15 protein-coding genes are annotated in these 22941 nt (G+C 55.6%); 9 read left to right on the plus strand and 6 right to left on the minus strand.

From position 1 onward, the window contains the following. Positions 1 to 35 precede the first annotated feature (35 nt). Complete coding sequence (locus tag VMS83_RS09270) at positions 36 to 1880, plus strand: threonine--tRNA ligase (RefSeq protein ID WP_325412087.1); 1845 nt, start codon at positions 36 to 38, stop codon at positions 1878 to 1880. A gap of 228 nt (positions 1881 to 2108) precedes the next feature. On the opposite strand, the gene VMS83_RS09275 is transcribed toward VMS83_RS09270, so the two are convergent. From VMS83_RS09275 to purB, 4 genes are all read right to left on the minus strand, one after another. Beyond that, positions 2109 to 7025, minus strand: a complete 4917-nt coding sequence (locus VMS83_RS09275; protein ID WP_325412089.1) for a PAS domain S-box protein — start codon at positions 7023 to 7025, stop codon at positions 2109 to 2111. Between the two features lie 183 nt (positions 7026 to 7208). After that, positions 7209 to 7574 (minus strand): response regulator, encoded by a 366-nt coding sequence (locus VMS83_RS09280; protein ID WP_325412091.1) that lies wholly within the window; start codon positions 7572 to 7574, stop codon positions 7209 to 7211. Then, positions 7564 to 9366 carry a PAS domain-containing sensor histidine kinase gene (locus tag VMS83_RS09285; RefSeq protein ID WP_325412093.1) on the minus strand — a complete coding sequence of 601 codons (1803 nt, stop codon included), beginning with the start codon at positions 9364 to 9366 and terminating at the stop codon, positions 7564 to 7566. The genes VMS83_RS09280 and VMS83_RS09285 overlap by 11 nt, the downstream gene beginning before the upstream one ends. A 147-nt stretch (positions 9367 to 9513) precedes the next feature. Beyond that, positions 9514 to 10854, minus strand: coding sequence for an adenylosuccinate lyase (gene purB / locus VMS83_RS09290; protein ID WP_325412095.1), 1341 nt, complete (start codon positions 10852 to 10854; stop codon positions 9514 to 9516). A gap of 107 nt (positions 10855 to 10961) precedes the next feature. Between purB and VMS83_RS09295 the strand changes: the two genes are divergently transcribed. The 6 genes from VMS83_RS09295 to VMS83_RS09320 all read left to right on the plus strand — a co-directional run bounded on the left by VMS83_RS09295 (position 10962) and on the right by VMS83_RS09320 (position 17525). Continuing rightward, the gene (locus VMS83_RS09295; RefSeq protein ID WP_325412097.1) at positions 10962 to 12968 is read left to right on the plus strand and encodes an ATP-dependent DNA helicase; all 2007 of its coding nucleotides are present in this window, start codon (positions 10962 to 10964) and stop codon (positions 12966 to 12968) included. Continuing rightward, positions 12959 to 13408, plus strand: a complete 450-nt coding sequence (locus VMS83_RS09300; protein WP_325412099.1) for an MGMT family protein — start codon at positions 12959 to 12961, stop codon at positions 13406 to 13408. Before VMS83_RS09295 ends, VMS83_RS09300 begins: the two co-directional genes overlap by 10 nt. Positions 13409 to 13494: 86 nt before the next feature. Next, complete coding sequence (locus VMS83_RS09305) at positions 13495 to 14424, plus strand: ketopantoate reductase family protein (RefSeq protein ID WP_325412101.1); 930 nt, start codon at positions 13495 to 13497, stop codon at positions 14422 to 14424. After that, positions 14421 to 15038, plus strand: a complete 618-nt coding sequence (mobA, locus tag VMS83_RS09310) for a molybdenum cofactor guanylyltransferase (RefSeq protein WP_325412103.1) — start codon at positions 14421 to 14423, stop codon at positions 15036 to 15038. Before VMS83_RS09305 ends, mobA begins: the two co-directional genes overlap by 4 nt. 151 nt (positions 15039 to 15189) lie before the next feature. Next, a complete protein-coding gene (locus VMS83_RS09315) occupies positions 15190 to 16047 on the plus strand; it encodes a PAS domain-containing protein (RefSeq protein ID WP_325412105.1) in 858 nt (285 codons plus the stop codon). Beyond that, positions 16044 to 17525, plus strand: a complete 1482-nt coding sequence (locus VMS83_RS09320; protein WP_325412106.1) for an ATP-binding protein — start codon at positions 16044 to 16046, stop codon at positions 17523 to 17525. Before VMS83_RS09315 ends, VMS83_RS09320 begins: the two co-directional genes overlap by 4 nt. A 97-nt stretch (positions 17526 to 17622) precedes the next feature. Here VMS83_RS09320 and VMS83_RS09325 read toward each other — a convergent pair whose 3' ends face one another. Continuing rightward, positions 17623 to 18387, minus strand: a complete 765-nt coding sequence (locus VMS83_RS09325) for a dihydroorotate dehydrogenase electron transfer subunit (protein ID WP_325412107.1) — start codon at positions 18385 to 18387, stop codon at positions 17623 to 17625. Then, the gene (locus tag VMS83_RS09330) at positions 18380 to 19267 is read right to left on the minus strand and encodes a dihydroorotate dehydrogenase (RefSeq protein WP_325412109.1); all 888 of its coding nucleotides are present in this window, start codon (positions 19265 to 19267) and stop codon (positions 18380 to 18382) included. The genes VMS83_RS09325 and VMS83_RS09330 overlap by 8 nt, the downstream gene beginning before the upstream one ends. A 117-nt stretch (positions 19268 to 19384) precedes the next feature. Here VMS83_RS09330 and VMS83_RS09335 point away from each other — a divergent pair, with 117 nt between their 5' ends. Then, positions 19385 to 20251: a malate dehydrogenase gene (locus VMS83_RS09335; RefSeq protein ID WP_325412111.1), complete on the plus strand. Its 867-nt coding sequence runs from the start codon at positions 19385 to 19387 to the stop codon at positions 20249 to 20251. A 3-nt stretch (positions 20252 to 20254) separates the two neighbouring features. Then, positions 20255 to 22720: a DNA-directed DNA polymerase gene (locus VMS83_RS09340; RefSeq protein ID WP_325412113.1), complete on the plus strand. Its 2466-nt coding sequence runs from the start codon at positions 20255 to 20257 to the stop codon at positions 22718 to 22720. The last annotated feature ends 221 nt before the right edge of the window (positions 22721 to 22941 follow it).

Here is a 22941-nt window from a genome sequence, read left to right on the forward strand (position 1 = left end):
TATACGGATAACCGTTCCGGAAGGGAGATGAAGCAATGCGACTTCTTCTGATACATTCAGATTACATTGAATACGAAGCCAAAAAGAAGACAAAGATGGCAGAGGAGGGGGCAGTCCTCTCCGATCGCGAGGAAGATGCGCTGACAGTCTTTGCCGCAGTTGAGTCTGTCGATGAAGAGGACCTGGATGGTGTCATCCTCCAGGCTATCGAAGAGGTAAAAAAGACTTCCGGCCAGGTGCACACGGACAAAATTGTCATTTACCCATATGCCCACCTGTCCAGCGACCTTGCCCGGCCCGAGGTGGCGGTCCCGGTCCTCAATGCCCTCAAGGATGGCCTTGCCGCAGAAGGCTTTGCGGTCAAGCGCGCTCCGTTTGGCTGGTACAAGTCCTTCAAGATCTCTTGCAAGGGCCACCCGCTTTCCGAGCTCTCCAAGACCATCGTTCCCGGTGAGGAAGGGGAAGCAGTCTCAAAGAAGCTGGGCAAGAAAGAGGCCACCCATGACTGGTTTGTCATGACTCCGGACGGGCAGACCCACGACTACCACAAGTATCTTGACAACACATCGTTTGGCTGCCTGGTCAAAAAGGAACTGGGCGTGGCTGAACCTACCGGTGGCGAGCCGGCCCATGTGGACTTGATGCGCTCAAAAGAGCTTGTCGATTATGAACCGGCCAGTGATGTCGGCTGCCTGCGCTGGATGCCGAAGGGAAAACTCATCCGCGATCTCCTGGCTGATTACGTACTTGCCATCCTGCTGCCGTACGGTGCAACGCCTGTCGAGACCCCGGTCATGTACGACCTGGGTGACAAGGCGATCTATGAGCATGCAGACAAATTCGGCGAGCGGCAGTACCGGTTCAAGAGCAACAACCGGAACATGATGCTCCGGTTTGCTGCCTGCTTTGGCATGTTCTCGATCATGCGGGACATGCACATATCGAAAAATACCCTCCCCCTGAAAATGTACGAACTCTCCACCTACTCCTTCCGGCACGAGCAGAAGGGTGAAGTTATCGGTCTCAAACGCCTGCGTGCATTTACCATGCCCGACATGCACTCGCTCTGTACCGATATGCCTGAGGCAATGAAGTGCTTCGAGGAGCAGTTGGCTATCGGCTGGCAGACCGGCAGAGATTTCGAGACCCGGCTTGTCGCTGCATTCCGGTGCACAAGGAAGTTCTATGAGGAGAACGAGGCCTGGGTGAAAAAGATTGTAAAGGACTCCGGCTGCCCGATGCTTATCGAGATCCTCTCCGAGCGTGTCCACTACTGGGAGGCAAAGATCGACCTTGCAGCTATTGACGGCCAGAACCGCCCCATCGAGAACCCGACTGTCCAGATCGACGTAGAGAGTTCAACCCGGTTCAATATCAAGTACTTCAAGGATGACGGAACCCCGGTGTATCCCCCCATCCTCCACTGCTCCCCGACCGGCAGCGTTGAGCGGGTAATCTGTGCGATCCTCGAGAATATCTCCACCCAGAAAGTGCCGGCACTTCCGACATGGCTCTCGCCGGTCCAGGCACGTATTGTGCCGGTCGCTGAGCGCCACACGTCCTATGCGCAGGAAGTCTGTGACGCTTTCAATGCACAGAACATCCGGTGCGATCTCGATGACCGTGACGAAAGCGTGGGTAAGAAGATCAGGGAAGCCGGTATGGACTGGGTGCCCTATGTCATCGTCATTGGCGATGACGAGATGGCAAGTAAAAAACTCACGGTCACAATCCGGAAGAAATCCGAACCAAACAAGCCCTACAAGGAGCAGATGACCGCAGATTCACTCACCGCTACGATAAAGAACGAGACTGCGGACAAACCTTTCCGTCCGCTTTATACGCCACGAAAGCTCTCGCTGAAGGCACGGTATATCTGATCTCTTTTTTTCGGCCGGTTTGACAGGAACGCGTGCCTTTGTCTTCAGAAACCTCCGGCATTGCATCTGAAAATTGCAAAAAAGTCCGGGATTACCAGAGTACTTTTTTTAAAAGGTTTGCCCCTGTCACTGTACTTTTTCAAAAACACTCAGGTACAGATGCAGTTCAGTGTATGATGAGATCGTTTCGGGTTATTATTCGGGAGATATTTCTGCAGTGTCCCGGGATTATTCTTTCTGTCCGATCCGCCATTTACCGGGTGGGATGAGCATCTCAAATCGGGAACCTTTCCCGGGCATACCGGTTTCTTTTATGGTGATGCCGGTGATGGCAAGGATATCACGGGCAAGGAAGAGGCCGAGCCCCGACGATTTTTCCGGGCCGGAAGAGGTGGTAAATCCCCGTTCGAAGATCAGGGCCTTTTTATCTTCCGGTATCCCCATCCCGTCGTCCTCATAGGTGAGCATATAAGCACTTTCGAACGGGGAACCGGAAATGCGGATGTGCCGGACATGTACCCCGTGGCGTAATGAATTGTCGACAAGGTTGTACAGAACCTTGGCAAACATGGGATCCGCAAAGACCGCAAAACCGGGAGATGGTTCTTCGAGAGTGATTGCACTCAGATCAAAATGTGATCTGATCTCGGCCATGATGGGGGATATCTCCTGCCACACAGGAACTGTTCCCCCGAGAGACTCATAATCCCTGGTAAACTCAATATGGTGCCTGATTGCATCGGCTGATGATTCGGCCTTATCCAGGTATTCTGTCAACAGGGGATCCCGCAGGGAGACCCGGAGGAGATCGAGATATCCCATCACACCGGTCAGCTTGTTCTGGATGTCATGCCGGGTGATGCTGGTAAGGATACCCATTTTGTGGTTGGCATATGCAAGAGCATCCGCTGCCTGTTCCCTGTCAGTGATATCGTAGGCATAAATACGGACAGTATTTGGTTCGGGTGAGGGACAGAGTGTTTCCTGGAACGAGCGTTCTTTGAGGTGCACCACGCGGGTGACGGCGGGTGCCGGCCCTCGCGCAAATACGGTAACGATTGAATCAAAATCTGCCGGCAGGAATGCAGTGAGATCCCCGGACAAACCAAGATCCGACAGCACTGAGAAAGATGCCGGATTGGCAAATCTGACGGTCCTGTCCTTCCCGACCTCCATGACCGGGTTGGGGTTCATCTCCGGATAAGACTCAAGTCTCAGAATCTTGCGTTCCGCAGCATTCTGCCGGGTACTATCGGTGATGATCGCAAGTACCCGTTGTTCCCCAAGAGAAACGGATGGGATCAGGGTTACCCGGGTCTCGATCTCTGAACCGTCGTCCCGGGTAAATGTCCAGGGAAATACCTGAGGCGTTCCGGTGATGGCTGCATCAAGGTAATGCCGGGCTGCATCCACGGACTGCCGTCCATCCGGCTGACGGGAGGGGACATGTACGAACAGGTACTGCCCGATCAGGTCTTCCCGGGTACAGGCAAAGAGCCGGGCTGCCGCAGCATTACAATCCAGAATCGTGTCGACACCGATAATCGCGGCATCGGATATCATATCCAGCAGGGCCCGGTACAGTCCCTTTTCTTCCTTGTACCTTACTTCAGCCTGCCGGCAGGCATGAATGTCCGAACAGACACAGGTGATCCTGCTCCCGGTACTGTCGGGCAGACAGGTCTCGCGGATCCACCGGTATTCACCGGAATGATGCATGAGCCGGTATTCCGTAACAAAGGGCTCCCTGTGGTCTGCCGCACTCTGCAGGCTTTTACGGACCTGCGCGCGATCATCGGGATGAACACCGGCCATCCATCCGTCCCCCTCCAGATCTTCCGCGGTCCTGCCGGTAAATACACCCCATGCGCGGTTGAAAATACAGCGGTCGCCCTCGGCGTCGTGCCTCCTTGCCGGTTCTGGAAGGGTATCGAGGAAAGCGGCGATCCACTCTTCTTTGGCCTCCGCATCTGCCTGATGTGACCCAAAACCCGGTGAAAGCAGCAGAGTCAGAACCGCCCCATGTTCCTGATCCAGAAACCTGGCCGCTTCAACATGCACATCCAGTCCCGCCCCGGTTCCCGTGACCAGTCTCAGCTCGCCTTCGGCATGGCCGCTCTCTTCGCACCTCCGCGCAAGTTCAACAAACCTCGGGTCACCATCTCTGGCGAACCACGGGCTATTGGTTTGGCAAAGTACACCCTCTGTCTGGCCAAGCAGCCTGCACGCGGCCGGGCTTGCGGCAAGGATGGTACCATCCGGTGTCGCTATCACAACCGCTGCGCACATTGTTTCAAAGAATGCGCGGTACCGCTCCCTGTCCTTTTCCAGCGCATCCAGATGTTGTTTCCGTTCAGTGCTGTCAATAATAAATACACCGGCACATGTCTGGCCGCTGGTCTCGTCCGAGATGGCCTGGAGGAAGATATCGGCATATATCTGCCCCCCGTCTTTTTTCCTGACCCGTTCCTCAAAACGGTCCGGCGTTTTTGTCATGATCACCTGCCTGAACCGCTCTGCTCCTTTTTCTGACCTTCCAAGTAAACCGTCCAGTCGAAGAGAGAGCAGTTCCTCCTCACTATAGCCCAGCAGTGAGCAGAGTGCCATGTTCACCGCCCCGGTACTCCCGTCTTCATATACTGCAGCGAACGGGACGGCTCCTGCCTCAATTCCTTCGGCAAGGAACCTGGAGCGCTCCCAGCTCCCGTGCCCGCCTTTGCCGGCCTGGCGCTGGAGGGTTTTTTTGTCGAGGAGATCAAGCGCTGAAGAGAGGGCAGATCCAACTATCGTGACTGCATCGCTTTCTTCCAGTGAGAATATGGAGGGTTGGCCGGAATACAGGGTTATTACACCTACGACTTCCCGCTTCAGCCGGAAGGGAATAGCAACTGATGACGGGTATCCGTTGCTGCACGCACCTTCGTTTTCGGGCTGCACAGGGGTATCGCTTCCGCTGTCTCCGGATATGCAGGCGAGACCGCTTGTCAGGGCCTGTACTGAAAGGGAGTGCTCCCCGCCGGTTCCGGAAACCGGGTAACCTTCCTTTTGCACTTCTCTGCCGGTTCCAGCCTGAGCCACGGGACGGAGGATTCCCTCCGTATGATCGAAAAGTCCGATCCATGCCATGGCAACGATATCGCCATCGACAGCGATCCTGCATGTTTCGTCCAGCAGTGTTTCCAGATCGCGGAAGGTTGAGGCAGCGGTATTGATATATGCGCCGATGGCATAGAGCCGGTGTTCAGCTTTCAGCTTCAGGAGAGCCTTTATCCGGGGGGTAATTTCCTGAACGACACAGATGATCCCGGTAATTTTTCCGGAGGTATCCCGTAAGGGGGATACGATCGATCGCACCCATCCGCATTTCCCTGTAGCAGGATACTCATACCGTACATCCGGGGTTGCAATGATCTCCCCGGCAAGGGTGCGTGCAGCCAAGGCGTCTGCCCCGGGCAGGTTCAGGAACGGGAGCACCTTGGTATAGTCCTGGCCACAGGCTTCCTGCGTGGATATGCCGGTGATATCTTCCATGGCAGGGTTCCAGCCGGTAACCTGACGGTCCGGGCTGCAGACAAAGATGCCAACCCGGGCGCCGGCGAGTATTCCGCCGGCTGCAGTGGCTACCGTTTCAAGGTCTGCGGTCTTTTTTTCCTGTTCGGTGATATCTGTGAGGGTAATTAGCAGCCGGCGGATCTTTCCGTCATTATCCGGGAGAACATTCCCGTCAATTGAGACCATTACCTTTCTTCCCTCACGTGAATGAAGGGAAAACGGGGCTGCATGAATCCTGCCGGCCTGCTTCAGTTCCCTGAGTTTTTCAGAGAGCCGTAACTGTTCGCTCTCATCAAAGAATCCGGTAAGGGGCTGCCCGGTTATTTCCTGTGCGGGACGGTCCAGCAGCTCCGCACCACTCCGGTTGATACGGGTCAATGTACCTTCCGGGGAGAGTACAGCGTGAGCAAGGGGTGCCTGTTCAAAATTCTCGTCCAGGTCATGCACCTGCCCTGCAAGGATCTGCATCTGCCCATGCTCTTCGGTACTGTCGTGGAGGATAACTCCGATGGTCCGGGTGGCGTCATCATCCACAAGGACACGCGCCTTCACGCGCACCTCCCGCGGCCGGCCATCTTTGGTCCGATACTGGATGTCAAAGGTAGTTGTTCCCTGCCGGAGAATTTCCGGGATCTTTTCCCGGATTTTGTCCGATATGCTCCCTTCCTCCGGGGCCATCAGGTTTTGTGCGCTCATCTCTTCGCGGGTATAGCCCAGTTGCCGGCATGCCTCATCATTGAACTCAAGATAGGTGCCGGTTGTCGCATTGATAATCAGTGTTCCCTCAAAAGAGAGATCCATGAGTGCCCGGAACAGATCCGCCTGTCTGCGGCTTTCTTCAACCGCAGAGGCTGATTCGGAGACATCCGCGAGCACCCCAGACGCTCCCGTGAACCGGCCTCTCTCGGTCCGGGGGGTGCAGAAAGCTCGCATCAGATGGGTCTGCCTGCCTGCATCCATGATCCTGAACTCGAAGGATACGGATTTTCCCTGCTGTACTTCAGCCAGCTGGCGGCCGATGCCCGGAATATCTTCTGCACTGATGAGCACTGCAAAGTCCCTGCCCATCAGATCCTTGGGATCATAACCAAACTGGCTGATACGGGGGCTGATGTAGGTGATCAGACCTTCATGATTAAGAGAATAGACAATCTCCGGAACCCCCTCCATGAGGAACCGCAGATTCTCTTCGGAAGTCCGGAGGGTAAGATCGTTCTGCCGCCGTGCAACAGCAGAACGGATTTTTGTCTCCAGTTCCGCAAACTGGGTCCGGGGTGAACCTTTTTTCTGGAGATAGAAATCAGCACCTGCATTGAGCGCTTCAATGGCTACCTCTTCACCGCCTTTCCCGGTAAAGAGGATGAACGGCATCCCGTTACAGCGCGGGCGGAGATACCTGAGGAGGTCCAGCCCATCCATATCCTGCATCAGATAGTCTGCAACCAGGGCATCGTACCGTCCTGCCTTCAGCTTCTCAATGGCCTCGCGGGCCGAGGTGGCAGTATCGACCCTGAACTCACCGCCCCGCTCCATAAAATTTTTTGTTACTTCAAGGAGTGCAGATTCATCGTCAACATACAGGACCGAGATCATGACTGCCTCCGGCAGGGCCGGGTCAAACTTTACACATATTCCCATCGTTTTTCAACATACTTAAGCGTGCATACCAGCTTTCCCGCCCACTATGGTCACTGCGCTCCGGAGTGCAAAGGAAAAAGAGTGGATGGTGCACAGCGTCATCAGATTGTATCGGCATCCTGTCTCTTGGCCGGAACGTTATTCGAGAAACTGTGCAATCGCAGCTCTGAGCTCATCAAAGGTAACCGGTTTCTGGAGAATACCGACCTTGGGATCGTTGAGTTTTTTCATCTTTTCCGGTACCGTTGGCGATGCCGTAAAGAGGATCACCGGAATTTCCCTTTGGTTGTACTCCGTTCTCAACCGTTCCAGGAACTCCCACCCCGAGAGGGGTGACATCATGATATCGAGCAGGATCAGGGCCGGGGGATCCGCCCGCACCGAGGTCAGTGCATCGAGACCGTTTGCGATAAGGACCGGCTCGTATCCCAGTTTCTGTAACAGGATGCCCATAAGGTCGAGGATTGGCTGGTCATCCTCGATGACTACAATCTTACGTTTCATGGTGATCAACCGTGTCTGGTCGTTTTTTCGGAATATGGATGGTAAAGGTACTCCCGATATTCACAATACTGTCCACGCTGATGTATCCTCCGTGGAGCTGGACATACTTCTTGGCTATGGCAAGAGAGAGTCCGGACCCCCCTAATGCCTGCCCGGAAGGATGAGGACTACCCTCTTCTTCGGGTTTGAAGATCGCATCGAGCTGGGCCTCGGTTATACCTATCCCGTTGTCCTGTACTGCGAGGCGATGGAACGGGTGTGACGGTGAGCCGCGGTACGTGATCCAGATCTTCTTTGGGGGCTTGGAATAACTCACCCCGTTTGCCACAAGGACATCAATAACATAGGACAGTTTCTGACGGTCTGCTTCAAAGAGGAGATCCTGGGGAATGTCGATGGCGATTTCGGCCTTGAGGGCATATCCCCCTCCCGCGATTACGGCGTTGACCATGCCGCCTACAGAGAAGACAGAATAATCAAGGCTGGTCTCCTCACCCTCAAGCACGGAGAGCTCCAGCATCTGGTTAATGATCTGCCGTTCACGGTCCACGCTCTTTGCACAGCGGTCAAGGATTTGCCTGGTTTCCTCAGTTACCCCAAACGACTGGGGATCCTGAAGGAGGAGGTTGAGGTAACCCAGCACCGGCTGGAGGGGTGTCCTGAGTTCATGGGCAACTGCCCTCATCATTTCCCTCCGCCGTTCCCGTGTCTGTTCTACCCGCTCCCGGTATTCCTCCCACTCGGTATTATCTACAATATTCACCAGACATGCCGGCCGGTTGTTCCGGATTATGGGGGTAAAGTAAAGCACCGCCCGCCTGATCTCCCCTCTCTTGGTAACAAAACGGAACTCCGAACGATCCGGAACCGGGGAGGGTATATTCCACCGATGGGCAAATTTCAGGAACCGATCCTTATCCTCATCGGTAACGATATCGGTAATGTCCCTGTTGATGCACTCTTCCGGTCCATATCCTGAGAACAGGGAAAAGGCAGGATTTGCAAAAAGAATTTTTGTATGATCGGTGATCACCATGCCGGTAGGGGAGCTCTCGGTCACCTGCTGATACTGGGTCGAGCTGTCAGCTGCAAGCTCCCGAGCAAGTTTTTCTGCGTTGATGTCAGTGATGGAACAGCTCACGATGGTATCATCAATGCGGCTCCAGGAAAGATTGACCCAGTGTGGTTCCCCGTTTTTCGTGGTAAAGCAGGTCTCGAAATTTCGTATCTCCTCCCCGGATCCCAGATGCTCAAAAAACCGGCGACGGAGCTCATGCGTGAAAAAGAGATCCGAGAATGTCCGTTGGCTGATCTCTTCCACGCTGTATCCTAGCATGGCTGCGATCTGGTGGTTGGCCAGGCGGATCATGAACTGGTTTTTATCAAAGAGAATGATCCCGAGCAATGAGTTTTCGAAGATACTTCGGTACCGTGCCTCAGAGACCCGGAGCAAATTGGTAAAGTAGGCTACAGCGAGTGCCACGCAGATGAAAAGGATTGCCTGGCCGGTGGATCCCCAGAGTGCGAGCATATCCGGAAAAAGCGAGAAATAGACCAGGCATTCATAGACAACGCCACAAAGACCGGCGAGAATGATGCCGCGCTTAGGGTAAAAATAGGTTGCGTAGAGAATGGGAAAATAGAAGAGCTGGGGGTAGATGGCGCCGGCATTCTTGGCAAGGGCAATCGTCGTGATCAGGATGGAGGAGAGGGTCAGCGAGGCGATAACTATGGTGCGGACAAAATCCGTATGAGAGATTGAAACTCTCCAGATAGTGATCGGCCGCTCCATGCGTACCTTGCATTAACACTGCTACCCTATAAACCTGTCATTGTCGTGTATACGGTTACAGATCGGAGTGTATCCCGAAAAAGGCGGTGGTTTTTGTGTCTTTATCTGATATCTGGTACTGTCGGTATACTGCTCCGCAGGAGTGGCTCATTGTATCAGGGGCTTGAGTTTTCCAATGACCCGGTTGACCTGGGCTACCGAGGTGCCGATGTAGGCATCCGGTGCAAGGAGATCTGCAAGATCCTTCCGTGAACAATACCGTACCACTTCACCATCCTCACTCAGCACGTCTGCAAGCGGGCGGTTTTCTGCAAGTGCCTGCATGCTTGCAAGCCGGATCCGCTCATGGGCGTCCTGCCGGTTCATCCCGCGCCGGGTAAGTTCGATCATGACCGATTCCGCCATATTGATGCCGTGGAGGAACCCGAGGTTCCGCCGGATTGCCGCACGGTTGATCTCCAGCTTGTCGAGCACCACGGTCATGAGACGGAGGCAGTGATCGGTAAGGATGGATGCTTCGGGAAAAAGAACGCGTTCGCAGGAAGAGTTAGTAAGGTCCCGCTCATCCCAGAGGGTATTGTTGAGAAGTGCAGGTTCAACTGAGGCCCTTACGATGCGGGCGAGACCGCAGACCTGTTCGGATTTGATGGGGTTGCGTTTATGCGGCATGGTCGAGGAGCCCACCTGTTTGGCACCGAACGCCTCCTCCACCTCGCCGATCTCGGTCCGCTGGAGCGAGCGGATCTCGGTACCGATCTTGTCCAGCGTAGTTGCAACCCCGGCAAGGAACATGAAGTATTCCGCGTACCGGTCCCGGGAGATCACCTGGTTTGAGACGTCCACCGATGAGAGGTGCAGGATCTCCATCATTGCTGCCTGAACCTCCATGCCCTTGGGCCCGAGTGCAGCCTGAGTTCCCACTGCACCGGTCATCTGCCCGACTGCCACCCGGGGACGGAGCTGTTCGAGACGTTCGATGTGCCTTCCAACCTCACTTGCCCAGATGGCAAACCGGAGGCCGTAGGTTGTGGGTACGCCCTGTTGTCCGTGCGTCCGTCCTACGGCAACGAGGGTGATGGTCTCCTCAGCCCTGTGCACAAGTACCCCAAGCAGCCTGCGCAGTTTTGCATCGATAAGGTCCATTGCCTGTGACAGCTGGAGTCCGGTTGCTGTATCGAGAATATCGTTTGACGTAGCTCCGTAGTGTACCCACCGACCCGATTCACCGCAGACCTCAGAGATCGCTTTTACGATCGCCATCATATCGTGGTTGATCTCTTCTTCGATCTCCTTTGCTCGGGAAAGGGATACCCGTGATGCGTTCTTTGCGATTTCCGCTGCCGCATCTGCGGGAATTATACCCTGTGTCGCCTCTGCCTGTGCGAGCGCTGCTTCAACCGCAACCACGCAGGCAAACCGGTTTTCCTCGCTCCAGACGGCCCGCATCTCCGCTGTGCCGTATCGGTATTCGATGGGGTGGACTGCCATGAGAACAGATGTGTCTTACGGGAATATTAGGGTTGAGCCTACCGGGCTGAATGTCAGTATCCCTATCCGACGCCCATAATATCTTCCCGCGCAAACAGGTAGGATGAATGGATACGTTCGATGCATTCTTCCCGTACAGCGAGTACCGTCCTCACCAGCGGCAGATGCTTGAGTTTGCTGCAACCGTCGCCCGGGACGGCGGAATCGGGATGATTGATGCACCGACCGGCAGCGGAAAATCGAGTGTGGTTGCCTCACTCCTCTCTGAACGCAGGGGCCGGAAGATCCTCATTGCTGTCCGCACGGTCAGCCAACTCTCCACATTTGTCCGTGAGCTCGCGCTCATCAGGAAGAAACGACCCGAGATCAAGACCGTCTACCTCGTCGGGAAAAAGAGTATCTGTCCCCTTGGGGGGGAGGGCGATGTGTACCGGCGCTGCGAGGGAGTGAAGACCTTCTCTTCCGCCCTCATGCGCGAGCGGGCCGAGCGCGGGGCGCTGATCCCCATCAAGGATCCGTTTATCGTTCAGCAGATACGGAGAATGGACCGTGACCACCCCCTTCTCTGTCCCTTCTTTATTGCAAGCCGGCAGTTTGTTCCCGGAGAAAGCGGTGGTGTCAAAATGGTCCCCTCCACCGCGGTCCGGTCCAAAGCGGAACGCGTGCTCGCCGAACCGGTCCGTCCACAGGAGCTCGGCGGTTTTGCAGGAGAGGTCTGTCCGTACGAACTTACGTTACAGGCTGCAAAGAATGCAGATGTCGTGATCCTGAACTATCACCATCTTTTCAACCGCGAGATCCGGAGTCAGCTGTACGCAAACCTTAACGTTGAAGAGCAGGATGTGATGCTTCTCGTCGACGAAGCACATAACTGCGGGGATGTGATCCAGTCCGTCGAAAGCGTAGCCCTTGCCCAGAAAGACCTGGAGCAGGCCACCCGTGAGCTGTCGGGAATGCGGCGCCTGCATAAGGGAGCGGAGGCAGTTCAGCATGTCCTTCCCCGCCTTTCAGAGTTTATGGCGGGACTTGCAAACTCTGTAGAACCCGAGGACTGGTTTGATCCCGGGATTTTTGACCGGGCGATTGTCAGGGGTTCTCTCTGGAAGGATATGGGCGATATTGTTGACGAGCTCATGGGGCTTGCCGGGACTATAAAAGAGAAGAACCAGAAATCCGGTGAATTCCGCGAGACCGCGATCGAACGCCTGACCGCATTTATGTACCGGCTGTCAGAATCCGCACATAACCCTGCCTATCTCACGGTTTATAAAAAAACAGAGGAGGGTATTATCCTTGAGGTCAGGAATATCGATCCCTCTGCCCCCCTCACAGAGATCTGTTCAACGCATGCCTGCTGCATCCTGATCTCCGGGACACTCTCACCCGTCGATAGTTTCCGGAAACTCTATTTCAACGATGCTCCGGTAGCCACTCTCGCACTTCCCAATTCATTTCCCAAGGAGAACCGGCTCATCTGCTGCGCCACCGATATCACAACAGCCTACTCCCTTCGTCAGAGCAGGGAGAACACCGAGAAGATTGTTCATTATATCACCGCCTTTTCGGCGCTCAAAAAGAACCGGGCCATTTATTTTCCCAGCTATCAGATCCTGGAAACCTATGCGGATCTTGCCGCATCGCATATCAGCAGGAGAAAGGTGTACATCGAACCGCGGGACGCCGCAGGTGCTGGTGCCGCACTCAATGAATTCCTCTCGCTTCCCGCACAGGGAGATTCCGGGATCATGTTTGCGGTTTGCGGGGGGAAATGGAGCGAGGGCCTCGATTACCGGGGAGAGATGCTCTCCGGGGCAATGGTGGTGGGCCTGCCACTGGCACCCTTTACCCGGGTAAGAAAGATGATCATCGAGTATTTCCGGCACAAGTACGGTGATGAGGGCGAATTTCTCTGTTATACGCTCCCCGCGATCAACCGGGCACTCCAGGCACTCGGCCGGGTGCTGCGCACTCCCGAGGATCGGGGCGTCCTTGTCTTTGCTGAACGCCGCTTCCTCGAAAAACGGGTTCATTCGACGCTCCCGGTATGGATTCGTGATGAGATGATCGAATGCGATGTCAAAAAATTCCGCGAGATGATCGGACAATGGAAATAACGGGGGGCTCGTGCAGGCTGGGGCTGTGGTATGTCCATGTCTGGTGGAGCAATAACAGGATCTACCGCGTCCGGTTCGCATCAACCGGGATCCCCGGCCCGGTTCCGGCCATGATCCAGGAATACTGTGGCGGCCATCCCGTGGATCTGTCGGGATTAGATACTGTTGCCTGTGAAGGGGATTTGGTTTCCTCCCGCATCTACAGTGCTGTCCGGAAGATCCCGTATGGCAGTACCGCAACGTATGGGGAGATTGCGCAACAGGTGGGGACCTCACCCCGGGCCGTGGGGCGCGCTATGGCCCATAATCCTACCCCGCTGGTTGTGCCCTGCCACCGGGTTGTAGCCGCCAGCGGGATTGGCGGTTTTACACCGGCACTGGAGATCAAGGAACAGCTTCTGGCGCTCGAAAAGAAGGCAAAAAGCAGAAAAGGCAAGTGAACGGGTGATCCTCCTGCCAGCGATACCTGTTCGGAATATCTAATTGCCCCCCGGGGAAAATAAAATAGGAATTGAAAGGATAGAGCATGAAAATACTCGTTCTGGGTGCAGGGGCGGTAGGTTTATCGGTTGCGGCAAAACTTTCGACGGCCTGCGAGGTCCATGCAGTCTCCCGGAAAAAGAATGCCGATTCTGTTCGTGCCGCCGGCTTTTCCCTTTCCGGCATCTGGGGGACGGAAACCTTCCGGTTCAGCATCTCTGACTGCGTTCCACGGGATGCCCGGTATGACTACATCATCATCACCGCCAAATCTCAGGATACTGAATCCCTTTGCCGGGAATATGCTGCCATCATCCGGGACACAGAAACGGTCAGCCTCCAGAACGGGATCGGAAACGAGGAGATCATCGCCCGCTACACAGACCGGGTTATCGGCGGTATGATAATCACCGGTTTCGAATGGCGGGCCGACAACAAGGTTCACGTCTCTGTCGAGGCCGGGCCGGCAAAACTGGGCAGGTTCCCCGAAGGGTTTGACGAACCGGTACGCAGGCTCGTCTCTCTTATGGCACAGGCAGGGATTCGTGTTGAGGGAACATCGGAGATCCGCTCCGAACTCTGGGGGAAGACCCTCTATAACTGTGCTTTAAACCCGCTTGGTGCAGTCATGGGGGTGCCATACGGGGAACTCGCCCGGCCCGCGGCCTGGAGGATTATCACCCGGATTGTGAGCGAGGGATTTGCTGTTATCCATGCAGAAGGTATCCGTCTTCCCTGGGCAACAGCGGACGAATATCTGCAGTACCTCCACGATGTCCAGCTCCCGGCAACGGCTCAACATCACTCATCCATGCTTCAGGACCTCTCCCGGGGCCGTCGCACAGAGATCGATTTCCTGAATGGCGCCGTTGTGGCAAAAGGGGCTGCGCATGGTATCCCCACTCCGGTGAATGCCTGCATCAGCGATCTGGTAAAATTCCGGGAGGCACTCGCCTCCAAAGGAGCACATCCATGAGATCTGCGGTGGTACTTGCCGGGGGTGAGGCCAGGAGGGCGAACGGCCAGGAAAAATATTTCTTTACTTACGAAGGCAAAACGTTCATCGAGCGCCTTATCGATTCGTTGTCCGGGGTTGTCGATGAGATCATCATCGTTGCCCGCAGCCCTGCCCAGTGTGCCCGCTTTCTGACACTGCAAAGCGTCACCTGTATCAGTGATATACGGCAGGGTCTTGGTCCCATCGGGGGGCTTCATGCCGGATCACTTGCGGCCCGGGGTGATCTGGTCTTTGTATCTGCCTGCGATATGCCCTGCATTGATCCCGAAGTGGTCTCATATCTCTTTAACGCGGTCGGTGCATACGACGCAGCGATACCCCGGTGGAACGAGCAGATGGTCGAACCACTCCACGCGGTCTATCGGAGGACCGCCCTCCTTGCCTACCTTGAAAGTCACACCTCCCTTTCACTGCGGACCATGATCCAGACCCTCAACACCCGGTATGTGCCGGTAAATGAATTGCGGGTCATTGATCCCGGCCTAATGACCTTTACCAACATCAACAAGCTGGAAGAACTGGATCGTATCAACCTCTGTTCCGGAAAAGAGCCGGGGGAACCGTCCCCGTGAACCCGGGCAAAGGCAGTCTCCTGCGGCCTTCCATTTTCCATTCACGAAACAGAGTATCTCCCTCTAACTTATATGCATTAAAATCAACTGTAAGATAAGGGATGCCGTGGCAGGACCTGCCCGGTCCTGCGCGTCGGGAGAATGTAAAAACATGGGATCGCAGACGCTGGAGAGGGAGGTTGTCCTTCGTCTCTTTATCATAGCATTTGCATCAGTTGTTGCGATTCTCGGTACTGTCTTCTCCCTCATGCATGGGATCTCCGTCGTTTTCCCCTTCCTCTATATCCTTCCCATTATCTGTGTCGTCTATTTCTCTCCCAAAAGGGCAGTCCTTTTTACCCTCGGCATCAGCATCGTTTACATCGGACTGGTCTATCTCCTCGGGGGGTTCAACCCGGCTCTTATCGCCATTTCCACGGCCTGGTTTGCCATCTTTATCACCCTTGCCGTGGTTGCGTCTTCCTATGCAAACGGGATCCTCGAAGAAAAGTCCCGGATCCGGCATATCATGGAGAATACCCTTGAAGGGATCTTCTGTTTCGATCCCGGCAGCTGGAAGATACGCGAGGTCAACCAGAAATGTGCACAATGGCTGTTGTATTCCCGCACTGACCTCAAAGGGGCTCCTGTCAGTACCGTCTGGACAGACACCGCCGCCCACCACCGCTTCATGAATGAGGTAAAGGCAGGGAATACCGGTGTTGCGTTCGATGCACTCTTCCGCGGGAAAAACGGGGGGGTTATCCGGGTGGTGGTTTCCCCGCTCTATGTGACAAAGGAGATGGTGCTCTGCTCGGTGGTCAATATGACCGATGCACGGGTGGCCGATGAAGAGATTCGCCAGACTCTGGAGGATCTGGAACGCCAGGTCCGGGAACGTACTGCCCATCTCGAACGGATAAACGACGAGCTGCGGACCGAGATCCTGGAGCGCCGCCGCCTCGAACAGACCCTCCTGTCCGGGCCGATTGAAGACACTCCTAAACGGGATGAGGAGGAAGAGCCATGATCGCTCACCTCACTCCGGAAAAACGACATCAGATATTCTGGACGATCACGATTGTCATTGCCCTCCTGATCACGCTGACCTCGACAATCTATTCCCTCTCCCTCGGTATTTACGAGGCGTTCCCCTTCATCTACTTCCTTCCCATCATCCTCTTCGTCTATCTCTACCCGAGCAAGGGGGTGTATTTCTCTCTTGGCATCAGCACGGTCTATATCCTGCTGGTCTACTTCTACAGCGGGTTCAACCCGCAGGATGTTGCCATCTCCACTGCGTGGTTTGTCGTCTTTGTCACCATCGGTGTGGTAACCTCTTCGTTTGCGGAAGGATTACGTGAGGAAGAACGGAAATACCGGGGGATCTTCGAGAATTCGCAGGCGGGTATCTTTACCTTCGATTTAACCACCCTCCGCATCACTGAACTGAACATGAAATGCGCGCAGATGCTCCGGTACAGCCGCCCCGAGCTTGTCGGTGCTGACTTGTCGCGCATCATCACCGACGAAGGAAACCGCGAACGGTTTATCCGGCAGGTAAAGACCGCATGGGAGTCCGGGGACCTTGAGCTGCTCTTTACCGCACGTGACGGCACGGTCCGGCAGGTCCTTCTCTCCGCTTCGGTCACCCCGGGCAATATTGTGATCTGCTCTGCAGTGGATATCACTGCCCGTAAACTGGCTGAACAGGTGATCGAACGGGCACGGGACGATCTCGAGCGGCGGGTGAACGAGCGGACCGAGGAACTCCTGCGCGTGAACAAGGAACTCTCGGCCGAGATCGAGGAACGCAAGCGGTTCGAGAACGCCATCCGCCTCGCCAACCACAAGATCAACACCCTCTCCGGTATCACCCGTCACGATATCCTCAACCAGATCACCGCAATCGTGATGTACCTCTCCCTTATCCGGGAGACGGAGACGGATCCCGTTGTGGCCGGCTATCTTGACAAGATCGGGGATGTCACCGACATGATCCAGAAGCAGATCCGGTTTACCCGCGATTACCAGAATATCGGCTCGGGCGAACCCCGGTGGCACAATATCAGTGCAGTCATTGGGGAGGCAGTGGCCGGTGTCGAACAGAAAGAGGTACTGATCGACCAGCAGGTCAGCGATCTGGAAATTTTTGCCGATGCAGGATTCCCCAAAGTATTTGTCAACCTGATCGAGAACGCGCTGATCCACGGTGGTCATGTGACCCTTATCCGGTTCTCTATGTATGAAACGGACAGCGGCCTTGTCCTCTGTTGTGAGGATAATGGCGTTGGTATCCCCGAAGATTCAAAAGAACGGATCTTCAGGCGCGAATATTTCCGCAACACGGGATACGGGCTGTTTTTGATCGTTGAGATCCTCAGTATCACCGGCCTCTCCATCAAAGAGACCGGCACCCCCGGAAAAGGGGCCCGGTTTGAGATCCACGTCCCGAAAGGGAGCTATCGGTTTCCCTCCCACTCCCGCAAGAACGATCTCTGGCAGTAAAGCGGGAGCCGTGCCCAGCCCGGGTGGCAATCGTCAGGACATGGGCTCTGCTGGCGAACGATAAAAATATGTTTTGTACGTGCCACCGGGCATCGAATCAGATATTTTTCTTTCTGCCGCTTGCGTCCCGGCAATAATGCCCGAACTCGCTTTTTTTGAGGAATTCGCCGGAAAAGACCGGGCCGTCCCGGCAGACCCTCAGGCCATCCGGGTCAATGCAGCAGGAACCGCAGATCCCCACACCGCATTTCATGTACCGGTGCAGCGAGAACTCGGCCTTTGCTGCCAGTCCCTGGCCGTCAACCAGGGAGAACACAGCCCGCATCATTGGTTCCGGCCCGCATACAGCAATCCTGTCGTACGCGGCAAGGCCGATGTCCTTCATGAGATCGGTTACAAATCCGTGCTGTCCCAGCGACCCGTCATCAGTGGCGATAATGACATCCGTGCTCTCATCGAGCTGGTCAACGAAAAGCAGCTCTTTCTCGGTCCGTGCGCCAAGGAGCATGGTCATCACGCAGTCAGACCGGGCAAGAGGCAGGAGAGGGGCCGCTCCGACACCTCCGGCAATGGCAAGCATCTTCTCGCCCCGGGTAAACCCGTTCCCGAACGGCCCCCGGATCCCCAGCGATGCCCCTGCCTCAATCTCAAACATCGCACCGGTTGCATCACCGGCTTTCTGGACGGTGATACTGTTTGCCGAAGAGAGGGCCATGGGGATCTCATCGATGCCCGGGATCCATACCATCACGAACTGGCCGGGTTCAAAGGAAAAACTGCGGTCAAAGGAAAATGTTCTGACAGAAGGAGTCTCGGTATGGATCTCGGTCACGGTGACCGGCACCGGTAGCTGGTCATCCATGGGCACACCCCACGATCTCCTTGGGATCAGCGCCTTTCTTTGCATACAGATCACGTTTTATGGACTCGAAGATGTGGATGTCCCGCTGTACCGCGCTGCCAATCTCGACTGCCTGTGCACCTGCCATCATCATCTCGATCACATTGTCGGCTGTTGACACCCCTCCGCACCCGATGATGGGAAGAGAACATGCCTCGTACAGCTCATAGACGCACCGGACCGCTACCGGAAAGATTGCATCGCCGGAAAGTCCGCCGTACCGGTTACCGAGTACCGGCCGCCTGAGGCCGGTTGAGATGCGCATCGCTTTTACCGTGTTAATGGCAACAATTGCAGTGGCCCCCCCTCGTTCTGCCGCTTTTCCTATCGCCGTGATGTCGGTCACGTTCGGGGTCAGCTTCACCCACGTGGGCATCCCGAGCGCACTCGCCGCCCGTGTGCATTTTTCCACAAGGACAGGATCAACCCCGATCGCTGCCCCGTACCCTTCTGCATGGGGGCAGGAGAGGTTCATTTCGATCCCCGCCGCAAGGCCCTTAAACCAGCCGGCAACCTCGGCAAATTCCTCTGGATTTCCGCCAAAAATGCTGACAATCACCGGCCTGTTTTTGAGTGTCTCAAGCTCACCGGTAAATTCGCGTGACGGGTTGGGGAGTCCCATGGCATTCAGGATACCGCAATCGAGCAGGGCAACACAGGGACCGGCGTGTCCGTCCTTTGGTGCGGGCCCGATCGATTTTGTTACCACGCCACCGGCACCCGTGGCAAGCATCCGCGAAAGTGATGCGCCGGTGGTGCCGAGAACCCCGGCAGCAAGAAGGAGGTGGTTGTCGAGGCTCACACCGCCGACCGTCACCGGGCCTGTCCTGAGAACGACCATCCATCACAAGATGGACGTGATGTCTTATAAAAGACATCTTTTTTTAAGATTCTCCTGGTTCTGCGGTAGGCAGTCACTTAAATTCAGGATGTCCATACCTAATACAGGACAAAGATCATGACGAAGCTCGCGGTGATGGGCGTCGGGAGGATCGGGGGAGAGGTCGCCTCTCTTGCCGCCGTTCTGGGGCTTGCGGACGAACTCGTCCTGTATGATCTGAACAAGGCTTTTCTTTCGGCCCAGGTACTTGATATCCGCCATACCGGGCTCCCGGTCACGATCTCCACCGATACCCGTGCCATAAAGGAGGCCGATATCTGCATCTTTGCTGCGGGGATCCCCCGTTCGCCGGAGATCCGGGCCCGTGCAGATCTTCTCGCGGCAAACCTCCCCGTCGCGAGGAAATGCGGCCGGTTCCTTGAAGGTTTTTCCGGCCTCCTCATTACCGTCACCAACCCCATGGATGTCAATAACTACCTCCTGCACCGTTTTTCCGGTCTTCCCCGGGAACGGTGCATCGGTTTTGGCGGCCAGCTCGACAGTGCCCGTTTCGCGCTTGCCCTTCGCCGGAGAAGGATGGAGGGTCCTGCAACTGTTCTCGGAGAACATGGGGAGCACCAGGTGCCGGTTTTTTCCCGGCTTGCACAACCTGTTGAGAAAAACCTGCGTTTGGAAATCCTCAGGGATCTCCAAGGTGCAAGCATGGAAGTGATACAGGGAAAAGGCGGGACCGTCTACGGCCCGGCATTCCATATCGTCTCTCTTGTACGGATGCTTTTATCGGGCACCCGGGACACCGTTCCCTGTTCTGCGGTGCTGGACGGTGAGTACAATCTCTCAGGATGTTCGCTGGGGGTCCCTGTCCGGATCAGAAGGGAAGGTATCCGGGAGATCGTCACCTGGAACCTCGATGAATGGGAAACTGCGGGGATGATGCAGGCCGGGGAATTTGTCCGGACCCTCTGCCAGTCGGGAGTGGCCTAGCGTATGCCGACACAGGTCATGAGGTCATCAGAAACACTGACGGTCCCTCATACGGGTGAAGAGGCCGGTCCCCTTACGATCGCAATAAACCAGGTGGAGTACAGCAATACACCCGATGGGCCAATCATCCACGTCTTCGGGAGGGATTCCGGGGGAACAGCCCACCGGATCGATGTTACCGGGTTCCTGCCGTACTTCTACGTCCCCGAGGAGCAGGTCGGACAGTCTCATGCCCCGCAGGTCACGGTGGAACCGGATACGCTGTACCGGTCGATACGGGGCGAAAAACTGAAACGGCTCTACACGGTCCGCCCGGGGGATGTTCGCGAGGTACGGGAGCGCTACCGGCATTTTGAGGCAGACATCCCGTTTGCAACACGATTTATGATCGACTGCGGGTTGACCGGCGCTGTCACCGCACCTTCAGCCACCGTGGAGTACCAGGCTCTTGCTCCCGCAGAATCCGATGCACCGGCCCGTGTCTGTGTGATCGATATCGAATGCGAGGACGAGAGGGGATTTCCGGATCCCCAGAGGGATGCAATTATCTGCATCACCTGCTATGATTCGTTCGATAACGATTATACGACCTTCCTGTACGCGGGGACCGCGATGCCGGCCGAGATCACCGCCAGAGTTGAGGACGGGGGTTTAAAGAACGGCTGCTTCCGGAAGGGCACCCATACGATCTGCACCTATGCGGATGAAGTGTCCATGCTCCGGGCATTCGGGGGATACATTGCCGAGCGGGATCCCGACATCCTTACGGGCTGGAACTTTGTCGATTTCGATATGCCCTATATCACGGGCAGGATGGAGAAACTGGGGCTCTCGCCCGTCATGCTCGCCCGTCTCCCCGGCATGACCGAGAGAAACGCGCTTCGTGGCAGAGCGCTTTTCGATCTCCTTACCGGTTACAAGAAGATGCATTCGACCCTCAAAGAGTCCTATCGTCTCGATGCCGTTGCGGAGGAAGAGATCGGTGAACGCAAGGTGCGGTATACCGGCACGATCTCCGATCTCTGGAAGAAACAGCCGGCACTCCTGGTCGAGTATAACTACAAGGATGTTGAGCTCTGTGTCGCGATCGACCGGAAGGATTCGATCGTCGGCTTTTACCGGGAGATCGCACGTTACGTCGGCTGTCCTCTTGACAAGACCCTGAACTCATCGAGCGTGATTGATGTCTATATCCTGCGCAGGGCCCATGGGAAATATATCCTGCCTTCGAAAGGCTTTGCGAATGCCGAGGAGTTTGAAGGGGCCACGGTCTTTGAGCCCAGTAAGGGCGTGCGGGAAAATGTGGTGGTGCTGGATCTCAAGTCCCTCTACCCGATGGCGATGATGACAATCAATGCCTCGCCCGAGACAAAAGATCCCCTGGGTGAACTGACCGCCCCCAACGGGATCCGGTTCAGGAAACAGCCTGACGGGCTGACACGCAGTATCCTCTCTGACCTGTTAAAGGAACGTGATGCAAAGAAGAACCTCCGCAATACGTTTCCGTACGGTTCGCCCCAGTACCTCCTCTACGATATGCAGCAGAATGTACTCAAGGTAATCATGAACACTTACTATGGTGTCTCGGGCTACACACGGTTCCGGCTCTTCGACCGGGAGATCGGGGCCGCGGTCACCTCTGTCGGCCGGGCGATCATCGAGCATACGCGGCGGGTCATCGAACAGGAGGGGTACACGGTCATCTACGGGGATACGGACTCCTGCATGGTGCAGATCCCGCCTCTTGACCGGGAAAAGACCATTGAGACGGCACGGGGACTGGAAAAAAAGCTCAATGCGAGCTACCAGGACTTTGCCCGCCGCGAACTGAATGCCGATACCCACTACTTCTCGATCAAGTTCGAGAAGATCTATGCCCGGTTTTTCCAGGCGGGAAAGAAGAAGCGGTACGCCGGCCAACTGGTCTGGAAGGAAGGCAAGGATGCCGACCAGATCGATATCGTGGGTTTCGAGATTCGCCGCAGCGATACGCCGCAGATCACCAAGACCGTCCAGTCGAAGGTGATGGAGATGATCCTTGCCGGCACGGACTATGCAGAGATCAAAGCATATCTCGGGGGCATTATAACAAAATACCGCGCCGGTAAGTTCTCCCTCGATGAGGTCGGGATTCCCGGCGGGATTGGCAAGTCCCTCGATGATTACGAGACCGATGATGCGCAGGTCAGGGGTGCCCGGTATGCCAACCAGTACCTGCATACGGAGTTTGGCAAGGGCAGCAAGCCCAAGCGCATCTATCTCAAGACCGTGACCGGGAAATACCCCAAAACAGATGTCCTCTGTTTTGAATATGCCGATCAGGTGCCAAAAGAGTTCATCCCCGACTGGGAACTGATGCTTGAGAAAACGATTGAGCAGCCGATATCACGGATCATCGAGGCTCTGGGGTGGGCCTGGAAAGACGTCGATCCTTCCCACACTACCCTTGCCCAGTGGGGATTCGGGTAACCTGTTCAGTCCTGGGGAAATCCGGCACCGGGGTGGACATGGCCTGTCATAGTCTGTCATAACCGGCTATCTGAACTCCAGCAATATCCTGTATCTCCTTTTATTGTGGGAAATACCTGAAAACACAGCAATTTATGGAGAGCCAGCCCGAATGGCGCCTCAATTACTGGTCTTTGCCGGTTGACGAACCAATAATTATTAATACCCATTTGTGTAATGAG

This window comes from Methanoregula sp. (assembly GCF_035543475.1).
Lineage (GTDB): Archaea > Halobacteriota > Methanomicrobia > Methanomicrobiales > Methanospirillaceae > Methanoregula.